Below are 21,984 nucleotides of genomic sequence, written 5' to 3' on the forward strand. Positions count from 1 at the left end.
AGAATATAGAATGAAAACAGAATCAAAGGAGGGGATACCATGAAGGTTTATCCATCAATAGCCTCTGCCGATCCGTTACGAATCGCAGAGGAGCTTGACAAGATCAGAGGACATCCACGAGTCCATGTGGATATCGAAGACGGTAATTTTCTGCCGAATATCACATTCGGTCAGAAAACGGTCAGAAAACTGATGCAGAATCCGGATTTTGTTTATGATCTGCATCTGTTGACGACACGTCCATACGAGTTTCTGCAGCAGATCAGCGACTGTCATTTTTCCCATATCTGTTTTCATTTTGAAGCTTCGGCTTATCCACTTCGGGAAATCAATCTTATCAGAAAAATGGGAGCTAAGCCGGGCATTGCATTGAATTTTAAAACGGGAATCAGAGAATTGACTCCCTTTTTGTCCCAGATAGAGTATCTTCTGATCATGACTGCGGAGCCGGATGGCGAAGAAGAAAAATTTCAATCAAGCATGCTGGAAAAAATGAAAGAAGCCCGCGAGTATTTGCCGCAAAATGTTGAAATTTGGGCGGATGGAGGAATAAACGAAGGAAATATTTACCAATTAAAAGAAGCTGGTGCTGATGCTATGATTATGGGAAGAGCCGTTTGGAATTGTGATAACCCACTTGAAAGTATTCGTCGTTTTGAAAAAATATAGGAGGAAAAATGATGTACGAAAATGAGAAACAGGCCATTTTGGATGCCTGCTTAAAAATGAAGGAATACCATCTGATATCGCTGACCGGAGGCAACGTTTCCATGGTGGTGGACGAAAACCGATATTTAGTGACACCGTCAGGCATGTTGTATGAAAAGATGACGATTGAGGATATTGTTCTGATCGATCATGATTGTCAGGTTATAGAAGGAAAGCGCAAACCTTCTTCCGATGCTTCAGCTTTAATTTATATCTTTGATCATCTGCCGGTAAAAGCGATCATCCATACTCACCAGCCTTATGCCACGGCGATAGGGTTTAATAACGACTCTTTGCCCGCTTGTATGGTAACGTTAATTGACGCGGCGCATGCACGGATTCCCGTTGCGCCGTTTACTCCTTCCTCGAATGTCGGCATGGGGCAGCTGGCTGTGAAATATGCCAATGATGCGACCGCATTGATTATGAAGCATCATGGCGTAATCACCTATGGCAAAGATCTTGAAGAAGCACTGTATTCTGCGGTTTATCTTGAGGAAGCGGCGAAGACCTATTGCATGGCGCGGATCATGGGGGCGGTTCCTGAACTTTCTGAAGACGAGATTGCGAAAGAGGCTGCGGGTTGGCTGAACTACGGACAGTAGGAGTTAACAATAATCTTGTCAGACTTAAAATAGAACATAAAAATGATTAAATAATCATTAAATGTTATCAAAACTGGGCTGATCATTGGGAATAAAGAGACAAAAATCTTAAATATGAACAATGATTCATATAATTGATTGAAAGTGGTTTCTTGGCGTGTTACACTTTAATCAGCTTAAGCGGGAAAGGAGGGTTTGGAAATTCTTAAGGATATCGTTGATTCAAAGCATTACATTTTTTGCGAAGGTTTTTCCGACTGGACAGAGGCGATCAAGGCAGCGGCAGCTCCGCTGCTTGCCGAGGGGATTATTGAAAACACGTATGTTGACGCCATCATTGAAAATGTTAAAGAATATGGACCGTACATTATAATTGCCCCCGAAGTAGCCATGCCGCATTCAACGTTAGGCGGATCTGGAGTGCATGATACGTGCATCAGCTTCATGAAAACAGAAAAACCAGTGGTTTTTGATCCAAACGATCCAACTAAAAATGCTCGTTTGTTCTTTACTTTAGCAGCTACCGATAATGAAAAACATTTGAGCAATATGGTTGCATTAGCTGAATTTTTACTTAAAGAGGGGGCCATTGAAGACTTATTAAAAGCAAAAAATGCCGATGACTTGATGAAAGCACACTGCAAATATTCTGAATAATTACTAATAAGGAGGGTATTATGGGATTTCTCGAATTGATTTGGGCGTATTTTGTTAACAATTTCTTGACTCAGCCAGCATATTTTATCGGTTTACTGGTCATCATCGGCTATATGTTGATGAAAAAACCTTTCCACGAATCCTGCGCCGGATTTATTAAAGCGGTTGTAGGTTACAAAATTCTGACGGTGGGTTCAGGCGGATTAAGCAGCACCTTCAAGCCGATTATTGCGGCGCTGCAGGATAAGTTTAATCTGAGTGCTATCGTTCTGGATACATATATGGGCCAGGCGGCAGCGCAGTCCGCGTTGGAAGCTGCCGGGAAGTCCTTCTCCCAGGCGATGCTTCTGTTACTGTTTGCCTTTGTCTTTAACTTGCTGCTGGTTAAGTTCCAGAAATATACGAAGATGCGTGCCGTCTTTACGACCGGTCATATTCAGACGCAGCAGGCGACCATCGCTTTCTGGTTTATCTTCACCTGCTTCCCGCAGCTGGGCGACTGGCCGTTGATGTTGATCATGTCGGTTCTGCTGGGACTGTATTGGGCGGTCGGCTCAAACTTAACGGTTGAAGTAGCTCAGAATCTGACGGATGGTGCAGGGTTCTGCGTTGCCCATCAACAGATGTTCGGCATTGCGATCTGGTCGGCGATTGGCTATAAGTTCTTCAAGGGAAAAGATGGAAAAGTTAAGCGTCTTGAAGATTACGAACTGCCGGGCTGGTTGTCTATTTTTAATGAAGATATGGTTTCCACAGCTTTACTGATGACGCTCTTCTTTGCGGTAATTCTGCTGGTACTGGGTAAAGATTATCTGGTCAGCGCCGGTATGCTGGGCGAAGGCAAGAGCTTCCTATTCTATATTTTGGATACCTCACTGGCCTTTGCGGTTTACCTGTCAATCCTGAAACTCGGCGTCAGAACCTTCGTCGGTGAACTGACAGCGTCTTTCCAGGGCATTCAAAGCAAATTGCTGCCAGGCGCTATCGTCGGCGTCGACTGCGCTGCAGGCTATGGCTTTGGTTCTGAAAATGCAGTGACCTTTGGCTTTATGTTCGGTGCGTTAGGTCAATTCCTGGCTATCATTGGTCTGATTCTCTTTAAATCGCCGGTTCTGGCGATTGCGGGATTCGTCCCTGTCTTCTTCGATAATGCGACGATCGCGATTTATGTCAATGCGAAAGCAGGCGCAAAAGCGGCGATGGTCACAACCTTCTTCTCCGGTATTCTGCAGGTTGTCTGCTCTGTCATTGCAGCGATGGCCTTCACTTATAACGGTATCGGCGTGGTTGAGTTCGGCGGATACATGGCAATGTTTGACTGGGCGGTAATCTGGCCGATCTTCACTTTCATCATGAAGTACCTGTCGTATATCGGCGTTGCGATCGTTATTCTGGTTCTGGTCATGATTCCTCAGCTGCAGTACAAAAAAGATCCGGAAGGGTACTTCCTGTGTGTTAGCGATTATGAAGCTTATAAAGAACATATGAAAAAGAAAGAGGCGGCTGCTTTATGATTAAAATCTTAATTTGCTGTGCGAGCGGATCGGGGACCAGCCAGCTGATGGCGATCACCGCTCAAAAAGCCTGTAAGAGCGCAGGCGTGGAGGCCAATGTCAAGCATTGCCCGATTGCGGAGGGAAAATCATCTGCACGAAACTATGATCTCGTGCTGACCTCTCCGGCTTTCATCAAAATGTTTGATTCTGCCAAAGCTGCGGGCGTTAATGTTTATCCGCTGAAAAATCCGCTTTCTCAAGATGAAATTATTGCTGCTCTGAAAGCGGCGGGATACATTTCTTAAATTCAAAGAAGTAGAAGAGAGCTATCCTGACCGATAGCTCTTCTTTCTTCATGACTGACGGGAGGTAAATAATGAAATTTGAGAAGATTCATTTAGACGACATCACACGCTGCTATTGTGCGAGTTCCATCACGATCGGCAAAGAAGCGTACGCTTTGTTTGCCAGTGAAAATCCGGAAAGCGTATGTTATTCCTATTCCGGCAAAAATTTTGAAAACCGTGAGGTTGTCTGGAATGATCGCGGCGGCTGTATGTCGATCGTTCCATTTCAGACAAGAGAAGGCGAGTTTCTGGCGGTCAACGAATTCTATCTGAAAGTGACCCCAAGCCTGGCAAAAATTGTTCATGGCCGAAAAACAGAAAATGGCTGGGAGATAAAGGATGTCTTCTCACTGCCTTATCTGCATCGGTTTGATCTATATCATGTCGATGGAATTGATTATCTGATCTGCGCGACGATTGCCAGAAATAAACAAAATAAAGAAGACTGGAGCGAACCGGGGCAGATCTACGTCGGTGTTTTAGGTCCGGATTGTTCCCAGGGTGTTGCGTTAACCCTGCTGGTCGACGGGTGTTACCGCAATCATGGCTACTGCCGGGGAACTTATGAAGGATGTGTCTGCGGTTATTTTTCCAGCGATCAAGGCGTGCTGCGGGTGATGCCGCCGGATAGTCCTGGCGGAGAATGGCGGGTTGAAAAGATTCTTGAGGGTCAGGTTGGTGAGATCGCCTTTGCCGATATCGACGGCGACGGCTTGGAAGAAATGATGACCATTGAACCTTTTCATGGAAATTCCATGAAAATTTATAAATTAAAAGAAGGCCGCTATGAATGTGATTTTGTCTATCCGACAGAAGTGGAATTTGCGCATACGCTGGTGGGCGCCCAGTTAAATGGAAAACCTTGTTTTGTAGGCGGCGTCCGACGGGTGAACGCTGAACTCTTTATCATCCGCTTTCAGAATGGAAACTATATGGTGACTTCTGTTGAAGACGGTGTTGGTCCGGCAAACGTGGCAGTGATTCATAAAGAGGGGATTGACTATATCCTTTCCGCAAATCATACAAAAAATGAAGCTGCAATCTATAAGGTAGTGGAATAGGAGAAAAGAAATGCTGGAACAATTAAAAAAGGAAGTTTATGAAGCAAATTTGCTTTTGCCGAAATATCAGCTGATTACCTTTACCTGGGGAAACGTCAGCGGCATTGACAGAGAACGCGGGTTGATTGTGATCAAACCCAGCGGCGTCAACTATCAGTCGATGCAGGCGGAGGATATGGTCGTCTGCGATTGGCAGGGTAAGGTGGTCGAAGGCCGATACAAACCGAGCAGCGATCTGATGACGCATCTTGAATTGTATCGGCACTTCACAACGATCGGCGGCGTTGTGCATACTCATTCGCAAAATGCGACGGCGTGGTGTCAGGCGGGGAAAGCAATCCCCGCGCTGGGGACAACGCATGGTGATTATTTCTATGGGCCGATTCCATGCACCCGCCTGATGAGCGAGGCGGAAATCCGTTCGGATTATGAGCTGAATACTGGAAAAGTGATTGTGGAAACTTTTGAAACGCTGCAGCTTGACGCTGCACAGATGCCGGGCGTTCTTGTTCAAAGCCATGGCCCGTTTACCTGGGGAGAAAATCCAGGCGACGCTGTTCATAACGCAGTGGTTCTGGAAGAACTGGCAGAGATGGCATGGAAAACCCGGCTGATTAATTCCGAGGTTTCTTCGATGCAGCAGACGCTTCTTGACAAACATTATCTGCGCAAGCATGGACCAGGAGCTTATTATGGACAGAAATAAACCGTATCTGTTGGGAATGTACGAAAAGAGTATGCCGGCAGATCTGTCCTGGAAAGAAAAACTGGAAAACTGCCGGGCTTTTGGTTTTGACTGGCTTGAGATCAGCATTGATGAAACAGAGGCGAAACTAAGCCGCTTGGATTGGACGCCAGGTGAGCGTCAGGCGTTGATCAAAACGATGCAGGCGTGCGGTGTTCCGATTTCTACAATGTGCTTGTCAGGCCATCGCAAATACCCGTTGGGCTCGCTGAATCCAAAAGGTCATCGGCGTTCGCTGGAAATTATGGCAAAGGCAATTGACCTTGCTTCCGACTTGGGTATCCGACTGATCCAGCTGGCAGGCTATGACGTTTATTATGAAGAAGGCTCAGATCAAACTCGCCGCGAATTTATCAGGAATCTGCGCACGGCGGTAGGCATGGCGGCGAAAAAAGGCGTAATCCTGGGCTTTGAAACTATGGAAACACCGTTTATGGATACAGTGGAAAAAGCCATGGATTATGTTCAGCTTATCGACAGTCCTTATCTGGGAATCTATCCTGATATAGGAAATTTGACCAATGCTTCCCAACTGTATCATGTTCCCGTCCCGAAGGATATTGAAAAAGGAAAAGGACATCTGTTTGCAGCGCACCTGAAAGAGACCCGTCCGGGAGTTTATCGGGAAGTGCCTTTTGGGACTGGACATACGAACTACCCGGAAGATCTGCGGAAACTGAAAGAGCTTGGGGTCCGGATGTTCACAGGCGAATTCTGGCATACCGCGCAAAATCCTGATTATCCGGAAATTTGCCGGCAAGCCGCGTGTTTTCTGCGTTGTCAGCTGGATGAAGTGTTTCATGATTAAATTGATTGTCTGTGATCTGGACGGTACGCTTCTTAACGACAGGAAACAGCTGGACAGTCAGATTCTTCCAGTGCTGGATGCATTGCGAAAGAAGCATATTCTTTTTACTTTGGCCACTGGCAGGAATGAAGCGATTGCCAGGGATTATGTCGATCAGCTGGGCATTGAAATTCCTTATGCTGCGGATAACGGCGCCAATATTTACTGTCGCCATCGGTTATTGCAAAGTGAAAGCCTACAAAAAAAGGATTCAGAGTGGATCCTCACGCGGCTGATGGAAGAAGGGATTCCGTTTACTTTTTTTGATCAACAATGCGGCTACAGCTTTTCCAGTTCAAAAAAATTGAATGAAATCCGCGGTTTATTTTCAGGACGGTTAAAACTGAAACAGGTCAGAGAAAACGCGGTATTTGCGGATGGGGATATTTATAAATTGACGTTGGATTCGGCGGAATATCCCGATATTGAAAATCTGGTCCGGGAAGTAACAGAAAAATGTCCGAAGATTGCTTTTAAGCGATCGGAAGATTCGTTGTATACGATAACGGCGGCAGGAACTAGCAAGGGGCAAGCGCTGAAAAGCATTGCCGGAGCGCTGAAGATCGAACTTTGCGATGTTTTGAGCATCGGCGATAATTTCAACGATATCGCCATGTTTGAAATCAGCGGACACAGTGTGGCGATGGGCAACAGTGATTCTCTGGTAAAGCAAAGCGCTGATGAAGTTACGCTATCCCATAATGAAAATGGCGTCAGTCAGTATCTGATCAGAAAACTATTAAATTCAAAGGAGGAATTATGGACGAGTTAACCAATCATGCCAAACATATTCGTCAGAATATCGTAAGGCAGGTATATTTCGCAAAAAGCGGACATCCGGGCGGCAGCCTGAGCAGCGCTGATCTTCTAACCGCGCTGTATTTCAAAGTGATGGATATCAACGAACAGAATGTGAATTCAATAGACCGCGACCGGTTTGTCCTGAGCAAGGGCCATGCCTCGCCGCTGCTTTATGCGGTTCTAGCGGAAAAAGGATTGATTGATGATGCGGAATTAAACGGTTTCCGCACCTTGAATTCCAAATTGCAGGGACATCCGAATATGAACTATGTACCCGGGGTGGATATGTCGACCGGTTCGCTGGGTCAGGGGATATCCTGTGCTGTGGGCATGGCGCTGGCGAATAAACTGGATCAGAACGAACATCGTATTTATGTTCTGATCGGTGACGGTGAATCGGAAGAAGGTCAGGTCTGGGAAGCCTGCATGGCTGCCGCACATTATCAGCTGGATAATTTATGCGTGATTTTAGACTATAACCATCTTCAGATTGACGGTGATCTTCAAGAAGTCATCAGCCCTGAACCATTTCAACCCAAGTTTGCGGCTTTTGGATTTCATACGCTGGAGATCAACGGGCATTGCATGACGGAAATTCTGACAGCGTTGGACAAAGCGAAAACCTTGAAAGGCAAACCAACGGTCATTATCGCTCATACCGTAAAAGGCAAAGGTGTTTCGTATATGGAAAAGAAAGCGGCCTGGCATGGGACCGCGCCTGATGCCGCGCAATACAGTCAGGCAATGCAGGAATTAGGAGGTAAAGCAGAATGAATACCGCAACCCGGGAAGCTTATGGCCGTGCGCTCGCAGAACTGATTGTTGAAAAAAAGGATATCGTGGTGCTGGATGCGGATTTAACGAAATCGACAAAGACGATTGAGGCGAAGAAAGCGTGTCCTCAGCGGCATTTTAATATGGGCATTGCGGAAGGAAACATGATGTCGGTCGCGGCCGGTCTGGCGGCCAGCCGTAAGGTTGTCTACGCTTCCAGTTTTGCCATGTTTGCGGCAGGCAGGGCTTTTGAACAAATTCGTAACAGTATTTGTTATCCGAGTCTGAATGTAAAAATCTGCGCCACGCATGCAGGCATCAGTGTTGGCGAAGACGGCGCTTCACATCAGGCGATAGAAGATCTGGCCTTAATGCGTGCTTTGCCGAATATGAAGGTTTTCCAGCCTTGCGACGCCCGTGAAACCGAAGCTGTGATCAAAGCTGTTTATCATCTTGATGGTCCTTGTTATGTGCGGTTGGGCAGGCTGGCGGTCGAAGATGTTTACGACGACAGCTATCAATTTGAATATGGGAAGGGCATCATATTGAGAAAAGGTGTGAGGACGGCAATTCTTTGCAGCGGACTGATGGTTCAGGAAAGTCTGAAAGCTGTCTCGAAGATGACTGAGATCACGCCGACGGTAATCAATCTGCCTACGATTAAACCGATAGATGAAGCATTGATTATCGAAACCGCAAGGTCACATGAAGTGATCGTAACGGTTGAGGAGCACAGCGTCATCGGCGGGTTGGGCAGCGCCGTAGCCGAGGTGCTTTCGCCGCTGGGACTTCCTTGCCGGCATTATCGTTTGGGAATGCAGGATGTTTTCGGACGCAGCGGAACACCTGCGGCTCTGCTTGACTATTACGGATTGGACGCCCGGCATATTCAGGCTTTTGTAGAAAACGTATCTCGTTAGTGTTTTTTCTGTGAAGTCAATAAATTTCAATTTCATGATTTCCAGGCGTCATGGGATTTTTACAAGAATAAAAAAGCATCGGCGTTTCTGATGCTTTTTTATCAAAAGGTATTTATCCAGCTTACTCATCTAAGATCGGCGTCAGCGATTCATTCCAGATAAACTGACTGGCAATGGTATAGACATTCGTTCCCGGAACATGATATTTTGCCTCTGGATAATCCTTGTAGGCGATAATGTTCCCCATTCCGTTGGAGAACGTACCAGCGTTATACAGCTGCGATCCATCGTAGCCCAGCTGTTCTAACAGGCAGATTGTGTACGCCGCTTCCACCCCGGCGGTGGAGATGAAGACGATCGGCTGATCCTGCGGAAACAAGTCGCGGACAAGACTTTCCGATTCTTCATAATTAGGGAAGAAGCTGCCGACGTCACCCATCTGCGCAATCACCTTGCCGCTGTCATCCCGAACTTTTGTCATCCGATATAAGACATTGTCCCCGCGCTGATAATCGACCAGCACGCCGTAAAACGGAACGTTGACAAAGCCGGCGACGGAGCCCTCCTCAGCCAGCTGCGCCGGGGAACGCAGGTCAAAGTAGAGCACATCGTCAAGAAATAAATAGTCGTCCAGATTGGTCGGACTGATCGGCGATTCACTCATCAGCGCGCTCTGCGGAATCGTTTTCTCCGGCAGTGCGGAAGGCGCTGGAAGGTCGTCTGATGCAGGCGGGGTCTGCGGCTGGGCGGCGCATCCGCCGATTAACAGAACGCAGAGGACGGAAAGTAAAATTCTATTTTTCATGTTTTTCACCTCGTTGAATTTGATAATCGACAAAGTCCGGAATGGCGGCGGAGGTCATCCGTTTTTGATCCATTCCTTCGCTGACCGTCAGTTTTAAACCGGCGTCAGCGGGTTCGCACCAGGCGTAGTCCATCGCAAGCTGCGTTTTGGCTTCAAAGCGGCCGATCATCGCGCGGCGCTGAGCCGCATCTTCTATATTATAAAGGACAGTGCTTAAAACATCCAGCGTTCCCGCCTGATCCGGCGCACTTAAGGTTACGCTGCGCAGCCAGTTCTCACTGTAGCCGGTGCGGGGATTGAGAATGTGATGACGGCGGATTTGTTGATCGCCATCCTGAATCAGAAAGTAATTTTGATCGTCAGCCGAGGTGGAAACGACCCCCTGGGTCAGCGTAAACGCATAGAGCAGCGAAGTCTGTCCGGAAGGATCACGCACGCCGATTTTCCAGCTGTAAGGCGCGTCGTCCGGCGACCAGGCGATGATCGAGCTGCTTCCGGCGTCCAGCAGAAACGGCGTGTTCAGCGGCTTCAGTTCGGCGGCCAGCTGATCGAGAATATATCCCTTAGCCATCGCACCCAGGCTGATTTGCAGCGAATTTTCACAGGCCCCCGGCTCAAACCGGACAGTCCGGCGTTCCGGATCCAGCTGAAGGACTTCATTCAGATCCGCCGCGGCGGGCAGGCAGCCGGTGATCTGCGCGATCAGAGCGGAATCCGGATCGGTATTTTCCGTCGGAAACGGTGCGAATTTCGGTTCCCATAAAGCGCTCAAGGATCCCAGAAGAGGATGAAACAGACCGTCGCTCAGCTGCGACAGTTCGATCGCGGCGCTGAGCATCGCGGCGAGTTCGGGCTCAATCGAAATAGTTTCTCCGGGATGCTGATTGATATAAGCGACGTTGTGCAGCTCGTTTCCCTGATCATCAAGGTAGCGATGATGGGAATCGGCCAGTTTGTGCCAGAACGGCAGCTGGGCTTCGACAAGCGTCGTCGCTTCCGCTAATTTTTTTTCATCCGTCATTGTCAGCTGGATTGTCGTATTCAGCGGCAGGACGAGATTTCCCTCGCTGTCCGTAAAAACATCAAAATAATTTGTGAAAGTTTTTCCCTCCGTATTTTCATAAGGAATGTTTTTTTGACATCCGGAAAACAGGCTTAAACAAAGGAAAATACTAGAAATAGAAAGCGTTTTCAGAAAATTTCTCATCCATCGGGACTCCTTAATCAAACGGCTGTGAAAATATGAAACAACTTCATCAGTTGTTTTCCGCCAGCCGAGTTGTTATAATAATAACATATTAAAGAGTCTTACGCACAGTGATTATCAAAAGCAGAAAAGCAGGCTTCATCCAGTACTGCTTTTCGTCTGTGAGCGGCGCTGGGAACGCCGGCAGGGCACTTTAATACAGTTTAGGGAGTAAAGAAAACAAGGAGGGAATTCATGAAAAAAGTTTGGGCAATTCTTCTGTCCTCACTGATGGTGCTGACGTTAACGGCCTGCGGCAACAGCGGCAGCGGAACACCGGCGCCAACTCAGGGAACCGAGGGCGGCTCCTCGACGCCATGCACGGCGGAGGGTGAGATCACACTCGACAGCATCAACGAATATCTGAATCAGAGCGCCGATATGGGCGAAGGTTCGATGGCAAACGTCGTCGCCGTTGTTCCAATCAGCCATATCAACGGTCCGCGTGAGGAAAGTGATTTCTATGCCTTTGTCAATTTCAAGTACAAGGCGAGAAATTACATCAAGTATCAGATCACGTATTTATCCTGCACCTGCCGTTCGGCAGATGTCAATTACTGGATGACAGCGTATGTTGAACTGACCTTGCCGGAAAGCAAGAAGCTGGACGACGCCCAGGTGCGTTTCCTGTCGTTTGACCGCGACAGCGCCGATAAGTATACGGCAGGCTTCTGGGGCGACAGCAATCCGACCCCGGCCGGCGCGACTTACGACATGTTCAAGGCGGAATACATTCCGTACTTCATCGACAAGGACTATGCGTACATTAAGACGCTGAGCACGGTCGACGATATCGCGGCTGAAGATTATACAGCCGGTGAAGGCCGTGAAGGTCTGACACTCGATACGTTTACCGGTTCTTCCGTATCGTCCAACAACATCATCAGAATGCTGAACGCGCTGATGGAATATCACGGCACTGACGAATATTTCAGCGCTGAATAAAAAAGGAAAAGAGGAAAATTCCAATGAAAAAGTTATTTGCGATCGCTCTGTCTGTTCTGCTGCTGGCCGGCTGCGCTTCCACACCGAAGGAATGCCCGCCGTGCGCAACACCGGATGCTTCTGAACCGACGACGGCGGCTCCGGCACCGCTGCCAGAACCGCGTGATACAACAAAGACCTACAAGCCTTCCAAGGATGCGGCGGACGAAGCCTGCACCGCTGAAGTCTGGGCTACCGGCTGCTCCAGCATCAACGTCGACAATCTGACGGAATACCTGGGCCGCGACGACGTTCTGTATATCGACCTGCGCGATTACAACGACTATGCGAAAAAGCATCTGAGAAACTTTGAAGTCATTCCTTACTTCGCCTTGATTTTTGACGAAGCTGCAGGAACCGAAGGCAAGCCGCAGCTGTACGGCGGAACTTTAGACGCTCCGGTTGCGACGTATGAAGAATCCGCAGCGCTGCTGGAAGCGATGTTCCCGAAGGATAAGACAATCTTCTTAATGTGCCAGTCCGGCGGACGTGTCGCTCAGATGATGAAGCTGATGAACTCCTTAGGCTATGACATGAGCAAGGTTTACAATGTCGGCGGCATGGGCCAGTTCACAGATTCCAAGTTCGCTCCGTACACGACGGACAATGCGGAAATCGTTCTGGAAGCGACCTATTCGTTTGAAGGTCTGACACCGGCTACGAAATAAGTTAAATTCTGAATCAAAAGAAGCAGCGTAACGTTACGCTGCTTTTTATGCGCTTTTTTTACCGATCCTTAGGGGATGGGCCGATTGCGTTCGCTGCTTTAACAATGGTATAATAATGATGTTTTTATAACCAGCCGGTTCCTGTGTTCCGGGCTGATTTATTGGTCAAGTTTAAAGAAAACGACGGCGGTCTTAGCGAAAAGGACTGCGGTTCATGGCAGATTCCGTCATGCTTTCGGAAATTCGGCGTCCTGGCGGCGAACAACTTGTTTATTTTGACCGCAGATCTGAACCGGGAGATTTCAGAAACCTAGGAGGAAATCATTTTATGATGACTGTCGAACAATGTTATAAACAGCTCGGGGGCGATTACGCGGATATTATCCGGCGGATGCGCACAGATGAGCGGGTAATTAAATTTCTGGGCATGCTTTTGCGGGATGATTCGTTTTGTCAGCTGAAAACTGCGCTGGAAAACGAAGATTACGAAACGGCGTTCCGTGCTTCCCATACGTTAAAAGGCGTTTTGTTGAATTTAAGCCTGACGTCCCAGGCCCGGGTGATCAGTGAGCTGACGGAAGTCCTGCGCGCCCGGCAGGCCAACGAACAGATCGGGCCGTTGTTTGACCAGGCGGAGATGGCGTACAGACAGCTGACAGCGGTGATCGAAGACCTGCTGGGAAAGAAAGAACAATCATGAAATCTCGCGATAAAGTTTTGATAGTAGATGATTCCGATATCAACCGGTCGCTGTTGGCGGATATGCTGGCACAGGATTATGAGCTTGTGGAAGCCTCGAACGGATTGGAAGCGGTCACGGTTCTGAGTCAGCAGTACAACGAGATTTCGCTGGTGCTGTTAGATATCGTGATGCCGATGATGGACGGGTTTGAGGTACTGGCATCGATGAATAAATCGGGATATATCGATCATATTCCGGTGATAATGATTTCAGCTGAAACCTCTTCCGTCTATATTGATCATGCTTATGATCTGGGGGCGGCGGAGTATATCAGCAGGCCGTTTGATGAGAAAACGGTCAAGCGGCGGGTCAAGAATACGATTATGTTGTATGCCAAGCAGAAGTATCTGGAAAACATGGTTACGGAGCAGCTGCTGGAAAAAGAAAAAAATAACCTCGTCATGGTTGAGATCTTAAGCCATATCGTTGAATTCAGAAATGGTGAAAGCGGACTCCACGTCATGCATATCCGTGTCATTACTGAGACGCTGCTGAAACAACTGTGCCGGATGACGGATCGTTACAACCTCACCCCGGAACAGATTGCGATGATTTCCAACGCGTCCGCTTTGCATGATATCGGTAAAATTTCAATTCCTGAATCAATTCTGAATAAGCCGGGAAAACTGACGCCGCAAGAATATGAAATCATCAAAACACACAGTGCGATCGGCGCGGAAATGTTGGAGAAGATTCATTATTTTGAAACAGAGAAGCTTGTTCAGGTAGCGCGGGATATCTGCCGGTGGCATCATGAACGATACGACGGCCGCGGTTATCCGGACGGATTAAAGGGCGAGGAGATTCCGATTTCCGCGCAGGTTGTTTCGTTGGCGGATGTCTACGATGCATTGGTCAGCGTCCGTGTCTACAAGGCTGCCTATACGCACGAAGAAGCAATGCAGATGATTTTCAACGGTGAATGCGGAGCGTTTAATCCGCTGTTATTAGAATGTCTGAAGGAAGCGGGCCCGACGCTGAAAAAAGAACTGAAGGTCCGTTCGCTTTCCGGTGCTTCACGGATTGAACTTCAGGACATGGCGCGCAATCTGATCCAGAGCGGCAATGCTTCTAACAGGACGCTGGCGCTGCTGGAACAGGAGCGGACAAAATATCAGTTCTTTGCTTCCATGTCCAAGGAAATCCAATTTGAATACAATTATCATTCTGATTTATTAAGTATTTCGGAATGGGGCGCCGCACAGCTGGGCGTCAATGAAGTGATCATGCATCCGAAGCAGAATCCGCAGATTTTAAATTTGTTCACCCACGAGGATTTCGAGGATTTTCTGACGAAAATCCGCACCGCGGAGCCGGAAAACCCGATTCTCAGCGGCACGTATCCTTTGAAAATAAAGGGATCCTCACGCTGGTTCAAAGTCGTTGCCCGACCGTTGTGGGTGATGGAGGAGTCCTCGGAGCTGACCGGCGTGATTGGTAAGTTCATCGACGTCCATGACGAACAGGTGGAACTGGATCAGCTGAAACAGCTGGCAAAAATCGATTCCCTGACCGGGCTGTTTAACCGGGCTTATGCCAAGCGGGCACTGGACACGATTTTAAACAATGAAGCCGATGCCAGCCAGAACTATGCGCTGCTGGTTTTCGATATCGATTTCTTTAAGAGCGCCAATGATGAATTTGGTCATCTGTTCGGCGATCAGGTGCTGGCGAATGTCGCACACCGGATTCAGGCCAACGTGCGCAAGTCGGATATTTCCGCCCGCATCGGCGGGGATGAATTTCTGATCTTTATGGAATATAAGGATCATTTGGAACAAATGATTGAACGAATCTTTCAGGCACTTAACGGAAGCTTTCAGGGTTATGATATCACAGTCAGTATGGGGGTGGCGTGTTTTCCCCAGGATGGTCTGGATTATATGACCTTGTTTCACCATGCCGATCAGGCGCTGTATGCCGCGAAACGCCGCGGACGCCGGCAGTACTGCTGTTACGAAAGCTCGATGCAGGATCTGTTGACGGGGGTGTCGGCAGAAGCTTAATCGATTCGTCAGCGGTTTATGGAATTCCGGACGTTTTAAAATAGAACAGGAAATCAGCGGTTTTCTCAAAAGACCGCTTTTTTTGTCTGCGTTCATGCGGAGCCTGCAGCGGCTAAAACGCGGAAGGAAAAGAAAACAGGAAGCCGGCGCTTCCTGTTGGAAAATAAGGATTAGTCTTTGATATTCAGCAGCTTGCGATAAGCTCCGGAAGTAATGCCGGCGTCGATGAAATTGCCAACGCTGACGGCGATAAATGGAAATAAGACAGCGGCATTGGCGTCGTACTCACCGAACAGACTGTTGAGGATCAACATCAGCCCAACACCGAAGATGATTAATGAAACACCCGCCACAATCTTCCGCGTGAAGGTTCTTTGATACCGCTCATAATCATCCTGAAGGTCGCAGATCAGCTCCCCGCTTAAATGAAAAGTCTGTTTCTCAAGCTTTTCAATTTCCTGATAGTCCATTCCGTTTTTGACTAACAGACCGACGCCGATCGCGATAAAGAACATCATGATCGCCACGCCTAAATCATTGTCAAGCACAATCACCGGAATAATGCCGCCCAGAATCATGCCGACGCCGACGGCGATCCAACGGGCAAAACGCTGGTTGAGATCGAGATAGCGCTCAACGGTGTCGCGGTCCGTGGAGTAAGCGAATCGTCCAATCAGGGAATCCTCCTCGTGAATGTCGTCCGGCAGCGTTATGGGGGAATGAGGTTCATCCCTCCATTCCTGTTCTTCTTCATCCAGCGGTTTTATAGGGGCTGAGGGGTGTTCCCGGGTTTCTTTCATCAGCTCATCCAGGGAAATCCCCAGCAATTCGCTGAGCTGAATCAGTTTTTCGACTTCCGGATATCCTTGTCCGCTTTCCCACTTGGACACGGCCTGACGGGAAACGTTGAGTTCAAAAGCCAGCTGTTCCTGAGAAAACCCGACTTCTTTTCTTCTTTTTTGAAGCTTCTGCGCAAAATTCATGCGTGCTCACCAACCTTACATTGTTGACTTTATTGTATTCGAAAATGAATAAGAAAGCTACCAAGTTGTGTTTGCGTTTTCCGGCAACTTCAGGTTGCGGGGTGAAAAAGAGGGAAAAAAGCTGGAATCCTGATCAGTTTTACTCACATCCAAACTTTCTTTCTGGACAAAAAGTTCGGTTGTTTTACAATGATGGAGTAGAGAGCGGGGGCCTTTTTATGGAAAGTTTGGTTTTATCGCTTAACGTTGTGCTGCCGTTGTTATTTCTGATCTTAGTAGGTCAGGGCGTGCGGCGGTTGAAATTGTGCGATGAGCGGGCATTGAAACAAATGAATCAGCTGGTATTTAAGTTATTTCTTCCCTGCACGTTGTTCAACAATATCCTGTCGACGGATCTGAAAACGGTGCTGCAGCCGCAGCTGCTGATCTATGCGGCGGTCTGTGTCCTGGCGGCCTGTGCTGCGGGCTGGCTGATCATGCCGCGGATAACATCGGATCCGCGCAAACAGGGCGTGATGATCATGAATACCTATCGAAGCAACGCCGTGTTGTTCGGCATGCCGATTGTGCAGCTGATCTATGGGGATTCCCAGTTAGGTGTGATGTCGATGTTGATCGCAGTGATCGTTCCTTTGTTTAATATTCTATCGGTCATCGTATTGGAATCCTTCCGCGGCGGGAAAGCGCGGATATCCAAGCTGATTGAAGGAATCGTAACGAACCCGCTGATCATTGCTTCGGCACTGGGCCTGCTTTGCTTGTTTTCCGGAGTTCACCTGTGGAAACCAGTCGCCTCCGTGATCGGCGATATGGGCAAGGTATCGACACCGTTGGCGCTAATTATTTTAGGTGCGGGCTTTCAGCCGGAACGCGTCGCGGAGAATAAAAAAGAACTGCTTGCCTCCGTTTCCGCCCGGTTGGTCTGGACCCCGCTGGCAGCGTTGGGCATTGCGGTTCTGTTAGGCATTCGCGGCGTGGCGCTCGTCAGTCTGTTAGCGATCTTCGCTTCCCCCAACGCGGTGTCTTCGTATTCCATGGCTGAAGGAATGGGCAGCGACAGTGAACTGGCCAGTCAGGGATTATTGTTGAGCACGGTTTTCTGCATTCCGACAATTTTTCTGTGGATTTTCTGTTTCAGTGAATGCGGATTAATTTAATAACCGGGAGGATGATCGAATGCGGATTTGTTTTCAAAGTGATCTGAAAGATTGCCCGGATCTGCGGCATGCCGGCCAGCGTCTGCTTTCTGTAAATCCAATATCGGATAATCCAGGGCGGGCGGAAATCATAATGGAAGGAATACCGCAAAGTCTTTCACAGTTTACCCAACAGCTTCAGTCAGTTAACCCTAAGAAGGAAAGCCTGTCGCAAGCGGTGAACTGTTCGTCAATCCATTATGAGCTGAACGAAATTGCAATGAATTTAAACAGAGAAACAAGCGATCCGGTGGAATGGATTCTGGCCGCGATGGCTTTCTTGCAGAGAAGAATTGTTTATGATCCAGATCTGGCACAGGTCTATGATCAGGGAAAGAAAACAGGCTTGACCTTATCAGAAGCCTGGATTAAAAGAAAAGGAACCTGTCGTGAAATCGCCATGGCGATGGCCGGACTTTGCCATGCACAGGGGATTTCCGTTCGTTTTGTGCAGGGAATCAGCGCCCCTGATCAGCTTCATGTGTGGAATGAAGTTTACTTGGAACCGTTAGGCTGGCTGCCAGTTGATGCCCAGGCTGGAATGATCGGACAGTGGGGCAGTCTTATAAGCTTGCGGATTGCGGATCAGATAGAGGATTTGCCGATGCCGCATGATGTAAAAATCAAGGTATGCCAAACACGGGGTCTTTATCATGATCGTCAGGTCTATTTGAAACTAAATCGGCTGTCGGACGAAGCAAAAGGTTCCGGGCAATTTTTATTGAAGCAGTGGACAGGGGAAACAGGCGTTCGCTGCCTCCTTCATCTTACTTCTCAACGAGAGCCGACGGAAAGCCTTGAATCCTTGTCTAACCGGGTGTTTATGATTCTAAGGGTGTTTCTAAACGAAAATAGTATGATGAAACTGGATGGGAATTTCAATGCCGCAGCGCTTCAGAAGCTGGAAAGCTTGTGCGATCAACTGGAAAACAGTGGAATCCGCACCCGCCTCGCCGCAGGTTTAAATAGTTTATCCCAAACGGTCGCAGTCTGGGTGGAAGCTGCGGTTTCTGAAACGCTATGGGCAAAACTGGATCTGGCGGGAAAAACATTAGATTATAAACCGGAGTGGATCCGCCTGGTTCAGGCGCGTTCAGCGGCTGCCTTAATCCAGAAGCTGCAGGAAACGATCGGCAGATAAACTTAAAATAAAAACCAACGCTGATCATTGTGAGTTTCTTCCATCATCCGGGATTATTTTAGAATTTTGAGATAAAGAAGCAGGCCGTATAAAGCATTATAAGAGCTTTGTACCGCCTGCCTTTGCTATTATCATCGAAAGCTAGGTAAGAAATGCTTTGAGATGCAATTCCAAAACCTAATGATACACTAGGACTGCCTGTTTATTCAACAAACTCATGTTTTGAGAAGGATTCTTCTATCTTTTCAGATTGTTTGCGATGAATGTTTTAAGCATAGCTTTCTATTCTTTTAATGATCTGCTCCGCCGATAATTCCGGATGTTCATTATGGCAGCTTAATATCTGTTGAACGATACTTTCCTCTTCATCTAAGATCTCCGCAATTTCTTTTGAAGCCCTGCCTTTTTTCGCATTTTTTAAGACTTGGTGAACTACTTTATACAAGGCGCCGCGATGAAAATCGATTTCCCTCAGATCTTCCAGATCCATCTCTCTCATAATTTCCATCGTTTGCTGCATATATTCCTCGTAGTTTTTTGGCCATTCACTCATCTTCTTAACCACCTTTCTAATTTCTTCATCTTGTTCGCAAATACTTCTGATCCATTCCTGCTTTTCCGGGTCCCCTGAGTTGCCGAACAGGATCGCCCAGCGCTCCAGTCCCATGAGCTCCTGTACTGGCTTCTTCCTTAGAAATTCAGTTCTTCCTGTTTCCATAATACTCAAATGAATTACCGTTGTCAAGGGAATCTGTGCTATTTTCAATCGTGTTTCCGTTTCATCCGTGATGATCCCCGGGTTTGGAAAAAAATTAAAATCCGCAATCAGGATCAACCACACAGATTTCAGCTCTTCGTATTCTTTGCCCCTCATTTTCTGTGCGGCTAACAACCGCGCCGCATAATACTCCATCCGTTTTAGAACTTTGGCACAGGTTCCCTGCCGCTGCACTTCGATCACAAATAAAATTTTACCATTGATAATCCCGCGGACATCATAACGTATCGCTTTCTGCAGTGCGTGATCCAGTTTTTGTTCCTGAGGCAGGATCTCCAGCGAGTTAATTTCGCAGTAACGCCATTGAGACAGGAAATTTGTCATTGCTTTCTCATCGTTGGCGATTACATTTTTAAAGAATCCATCCTCAAGCAGGGAATGAGTCTTGCTTTCCCGCGGATATAGAATTCTTGGAATGTAAGGTACTGGGTTTTCTCTGACAAGGGTCGTTTGTATCTTCATGAACGAATCCTCCTTTACCTCTAATATTGCGGAAAAATGGAAAAAGCCTTGCTCTATTTGATGAAAATTGAAGAAAAGAGCTTAATCTTCTTAACTTTTTTGAAACATTTTCATCATCTGAGCGTTAACCATCTTAAACAAAGCGCGTTAAAATTGAACTGAAAAAGTAAAATCAGTTTCATTTCGATGTTCTTTTTCCATATTCTTATTCAGAGAACGTTGACATGGATCGCAGAGTTCGACTATAATGACACTGTTCATCGGAGGGGAAATCACAAAGGTGATTTGCTGGATAAGATGGCTGACGTAAAGCGTCAGTGTCTTATCCTTTTTTGATTGATGGGAGGAATTTGGATGAGAGCAGAATTTACGAGCGGCAAAATCTTAGCGCCGTTGATGAAGTTTACCGTACCGATTATGATCGCGCTGATTCTGCAGGCGCTCTATGGTGCCGTCGACTTGTTAGTTGTCGGTCAGTTTGCTTCACCGGAGGCTGTATCGGCTGTCGCGACAGGCAGTCAGGTCATGCATTCGATGATGGTCATCATTACCGGATTGGCAATGGGAATCACGGTGCTGATCGGTCAGCAGTTTGGCCGTGGTGAACCGGAAAAAGTGGGACAGACTGTGGAAAGCGGCGTCTTTTTGTTCGGCTGTCTGGCCTTGGTTTTAACCGGTGTCATGGTCGCTGCGACGCCGGCGCTGGTGACGTTGATGCAGGCGCCTGCCGAAGCGGTTGCGTTTACGAATCAATATGTATTGATCTGTTCCGGCGGGATTCTGTTCATTGCGGCCTACAATACGCTGGGTAGTATTTTCCGGGGATTGGGCGATGCGCGCACACCGTTGTTGGCGGTGGCGATTGCCTGCGTTGCGAATATCGTTCTCGATCTGTTGTTTGTCGCCGGTTTTAATATGGGGGCGGCGGGGGCGGCGCTGGCAACCGTCATCGCGCAGGCCGTCAGCGTCGTATTGTCGCTGGCAGTCGTCGCTCATCAGGGCCTGCCGTTTCCCTTTTCCTGGCGGAGGATCCGTTTTCATGGGGAAACCGTCAAAGAAATCGTCAAGCTGGGAGCGCCGGTTGCACTGCAGGATCTGTTAGTCAGCATTTCCTTTCTGGCGATCACAGCGATTGTGAATCAGCTGGGCGTCATCGCTTCCGCCGGGGTCGGCGTAGCGGAGAAGGTCTGTACGTTTATCCTGCTGGTGCCCTCGGCTTACGCTCAATCCATTTCCGCTTATGTCGCGCAGAATATCGGCGCGAATCAGCCGCAGCGGGCGAAGCGGGGAATGGCTTACGGGATCGCGACTTCGTTATTGTTCGGAATCTTTATGAGCTATTTCGCCTTTTTCCATGGCGATTTGCTTTCCGGACTATTCGCCAGAGATCCGCAGGTGATCCTGGCGGCCGCCGATTATCTGAAAGCTTATGCGATCGACACGCTGCTGGTATCGTTTATGTTTTGCTTCGTCGGCTATTTCAACGGCTGCGGCAAGACGACTTTCGTCATGTTCCAGGGACTGGTCGGTGCTTTCTTCGTGCGGATTCCAGTTTCCTATCTGGCAAGTAAGAGGATTCCGGTCACCTTGTTCAAGATCGGTTTGGCGACGCCGTGTTCCACCTTTGTTCAGATCATCCTTTGCGTCCTTTATTTTCTCTGGCTGGGGCGGAAAGAAAAAAAGCTGGCGCCGAGCCATTTCTGATTTATGGATTATAAAGAAATCGAACGTAATTTAAAGTTAGCGATCAAGTCAAATTGTAAATGTATTAATCAGAAACTGTCAAAATCACCTGTTTATGCGGGTGATTTTTCTTTCTTTAAAATCTTTGACTTATGAAATTGATTGTGAGGGAGTGAACCTGTCAGCGATTAGTGTATATATGAATTATGCTTTCTTATTCCTGGAGATCAAAATCAAAAAGAAAAAGGGGCTGTGACAAATCAGGAAAATAAGAAAAAGCGATAAGCTCACAGCCATTTCTCTAAGTTTTCCACAATTTTAGATAAAAC

At 47.8% G+C, this 21,984-nt stretch carries 22 protein-coding genes; 18 read left to right on the forward strand and 4 right to left on the reverse strand.

Annotation, left to right across the window (positions count from 1 at the left end; all coding sequences use genetic code 11):
* Window positions 1-39: 39 nt before the first annotated feature.
* The 11 genes from DWY25_RS14860 to DWY25_RS14910 all read left to right on the forward strand — a co-directional run bounded on the left by DWY25_RS14860 (window position 40) and on the right by DWY25_RS14910 (window position 8,961).
* Window positions 40-669 carry a ribulose-phosphate 3-epimerase gene (locus tag DWY25_RS14860; protein ID WP_006058197.1) on the forward strand — a complete coding sequence of 210 codons (630 nt, stop codon included), beginning with the start codon at window positions 40-42 and terminating at the stop codon, window positions 667-669.
* Window positions 670-680: 11 nt separating this feature from the next.
* Window positions 681-1,313, forward strand: a complete 633-nt coding sequence (locus tag DWY25_RS14865) for a class II aldolase/adducin family protein (RefSeq protein WP_039863859.1) — start codon at window positions 681-683, stop codon at window positions 1,311-1,313.
* Window positions 1,314-1,508: 195 nt separating this feature from the next.
* Complete coding sequence (locus DWY25_RS14870; RefSeq protein ID WP_006058195.1) at window positions 1,509-1,970, forward strand: PTS sugar transporter subunit IIA; 462 nt, start codon at window positions 1,509-1,511, stop codon at window positions 1,968-1,970.
* Between the two features lie 20 nt (window positions 1,971-1,990).
* Window positions 1,991-3,484 (forward strand): PTS ascorbate transporter subunit IIC, encoded by a 1,494-nt coding sequence (locus DWY25_RS14875; protein WP_006058194.1) that lies wholly within the window; start codon window positions 1,991-1,993, stop codon window positions 3,482-3,484.
* Complete coding sequence (locus DWY25_RS14880) at window positions 3,481-3,771, forward strand: PTS sugar transporter subunit IIB (RefSeq protein WP_006058193.1); 291 nt, start codon at window positions 3,481-3,483, stop codon at window positions 3,769-3,771. Before DWY25_RS14875 ends, DWY25_RS14880 begins: the two co-directional genes overlap by 4 nt.
* A 71-nt stretch (window positions 3,772-3,842) precedes the next feature.
* Entirely contained in the window at window positions 3,843-4,874 is a 1,032-nt protein-coding gene (locus tag DWY25_RS14885; RefSeq protein ID WP_006058192.1) for a hypothetical protein, read from the forward strand.
* 10 nt (window positions 4,875-4,884) lie between these two features.
* Window positions 4,885-5,580, forward strand: a complete 696-nt coding sequence (gene araD / locus DWY25_RS14890) for an L-ribulose-5-phosphate 4-epimerase (protein ID WP_006058191.1) — start codon at window positions 4,885-4,887, stop codon at window positions 5,578-5,580.
* Window positions 5,567-6,427 (forward strand): L-ribulose-5-phosphate 3-epimerase, encoded by an 861-nt coding sequence (locus DWY25_RS14895; RefSeq protein WP_244264301.1) that lies wholly within the window; start codon window positions 5,567-5,569, stop codon window positions 6,425-6,427. Before araD ends, DWY25_RS14895 begins: the two co-directional genes overlap by 14 nt.
* A complete protein-coding gene (locus tag DWY25_RS14900) occupies window positions 6,420-7,238 on the forward strand; it encodes an HAD family hydrolase (protein WP_006058189.1) in 819 nt (272 codons plus the stop codon). The genes DWY25_RS14895 and DWY25_RS14900 overlap by 8 nt, the downstream gene beginning before the upstream one ends.
* Window positions 7,226-8,041: a transketolase gene (locus DWY25_RS14905; protein ID WP_006058188.1), complete on the forward strand. Its 816-nt coding sequence runs from the start codon at window positions 7,226-7,228 to the stop codon at window positions 8,039-8,041. The genes DWY25_RS14900 and DWY25_RS14905 overlap by 13 nt, the downstream gene beginning before the upstream one ends.
* Window positions 8,038-8,961, forward strand: a complete 924-nt coding sequence (locus tag DWY25_RS14910) for a transketolase family protein (RefSeq protein WP_006058187.1) — start codon at window positions 8,038-8,040, stop codon at window positions 8,959-8,961. The genes DWY25_RS14905 and DWY25_RS14910 overlap by 4 nt, the downstream gene beginning before the upstream one ends.
* A 121-nt stretch (window positions 8,962-9,082) precedes the next feature.
* Here DWY25_RS14910 and DWY25_RS14915 read toward each other — a convergent pair whose 3' ends face one another.
* Together DWY25_RS14915 and DWY25_RS14920 are read right to left on the reverse strand one after the other, a co-directional pair.
* Window positions 9,083-9,766, reverse strand: a complete 684-nt coding sequence (locus tag DWY25_RS14915) for a hypothetical protein (RefSeq protein ID WP_006058186.1) — start codon at window positions 9,764-9,766, stop codon at window positions 9,083-9,085.
* Entirely contained in the window at window positions 9,756-10,973 is a 1,218-nt protein-coding gene (locus tag DWY25_RS14920) for an FAD:protein FMN transferase (RefSeq protein ID WP_006058185.1), read from the reverse strand. Before DWY25_RS14920 ends, DWY25_RS14915 begins: the two co-directional genes overlap by 11 nt.
* A 234-nt stretch (window positions 10,974-11,207) precedes the next feature.
* On the opposite strand from DWY25_RS14920, the gene DWY25_RS14925 reads away from it, so the two are divergent.
* From DWY25_RS14925 to DWY25_RS14940, 4 genes are all read left to right on the forward strand, one after another.
* The gene (locus DWY25_RS14925) at window positions 11,208-11,957 is read left to right on the forward strand and encodes a hypothetical protein (RefSeq protein WP_006058184.1); all 750 of its coding nucleotides are present in this window, start codon (window positions 11,208-11,210) and stop codon (window positions 11,955-11,957) included.
* A 23-nt stretch (window positions 11,958-11,980) separates the two neighbouring features.
* Complete coding sequence (locus tag DWY25_RS14930; RefSeq protein ID WP_006058183.1) at window positions 11,981-12,664, forward strand: rhodanese-like domain-containing protein; 684 nt, start codon at window positions 11,981-11,983, stop codon at window positions 12,662-12,664.
* A gap of 328 nt (window positions 12,665-12,992) precedes the next feature.
* A complete protein-coding gene (locus DWY25_RS14935; RefSeq protein WP_208854942.1) occupies window positions 12,993-13,364 on the forward strand; it encodes an Hpt domain-containing protein in 372 nt (123 codons plus the stop codon).
* Complete coding sequence (locus DWY25_RS14940) at window positions 13,361-15,412, forward strand: bifunctional diguanylate cyclase/phosphohydrolase (protein ID WP_117895889.1); 2,052 nt, start codon at window positions 13,361-13,363, stop codon at window positions 15,410-15,412. The genes DWY25_RS14935 and DWY25_RS14940 overlap by 4 nt, the downstream gene beginning before the upstream one ends.
* Before the next feature lie 170 nt (window positions 15,413-15,582).
* On the opposite strand, the gene DWY25_RS14945 is transcribed toward DWY25_RS14940, so the two are convergent.
* Window positions 15,583-16,395 (reverse strand): helix-turn-helix domain-containing protein, encoded by an 813-nt coding sequence (locus DWY25_RS14945; RefSeq protein ID WP_117895890.1) that lies wholly within the window; start codon window positions 16,393-16,395, stop codon window positions 15,583-15,585.
* A gap of 218 nt (window positions 16,396-16,613) precedes the next feature.
* On the opposite strand from DWY25_RS14945, the gene DWY25_RS14950 reads away from it, so the two are divergent.
* A complete protein-coding gene (locus DWY25_RS14950) occupies window positions 16,614-17,552 on the forward strand; it encodes an AEC family transporter (protein WP_181981854.1) in 939 nt (312 codons plus the stop codon).
* Window positions 17,553-17,571: 19 nt separating this feature from the next.
* The gene (locus DWY25_RS14955; RefSeq protein ID WP_117895892.1) at window positions 17,572-18,732 is read left to right on the forward strand and encodes a transglutaminase-like domain-containing protein; all 1,161 of its coding nucleotides are present in this window, start codon (window positions 17,572-17,574) and stop codon (window positions 18,730-18,732) included.
* Window positions 18,733-19,000: 268 nt separating this feature from the next.
* Here the strand turns inward: DWY25_RS14955 and DWY25_RS14960 are convergent, their stop codons facing one another.
* Window positions 19,001-19,972: an Rpn family recombination-promoting nuclease/putative transposase gene (locus tag DWY25_RS14960; RefSeq protein WP_117895893.1), complete on the reverse strand. Its 972-nt coding sequence runs from the start codon at window positions 19,970-19,972 to the stop codon at window positions 19,001-19,003.
* Between the two features lie 354 nt (window positions 19,973-20,326).
* On the opposite strand from DWY25_RS14960, the gene DWY25_RS14965 reads away from it, so the two are divergent.
* The gene (locus tag DWY25_RS14965) at window positions 20,327-21,676 is read left to right on the forward strand and encodes an MATE family efflux transporter (protein ID WP_117895894.1); all 1,350 of its coding nucleotides are present in this window, start codon (window positions 20,327-20,329) and stop codon (window positions 21,674-21,676) included.
* Window positions 21,677-21,984 lie beyond the last annotated feature (308 nt).

Source organism: Holdemania filiformis (assembly GCF_003459085.1).
Taxonomy (GTDB): Bacteria; Bacillota_I; Bacilli_A; order Erysipelotrichales; family Erysipelotrichaceae; genus Holdemania; species Holdemania filiformis.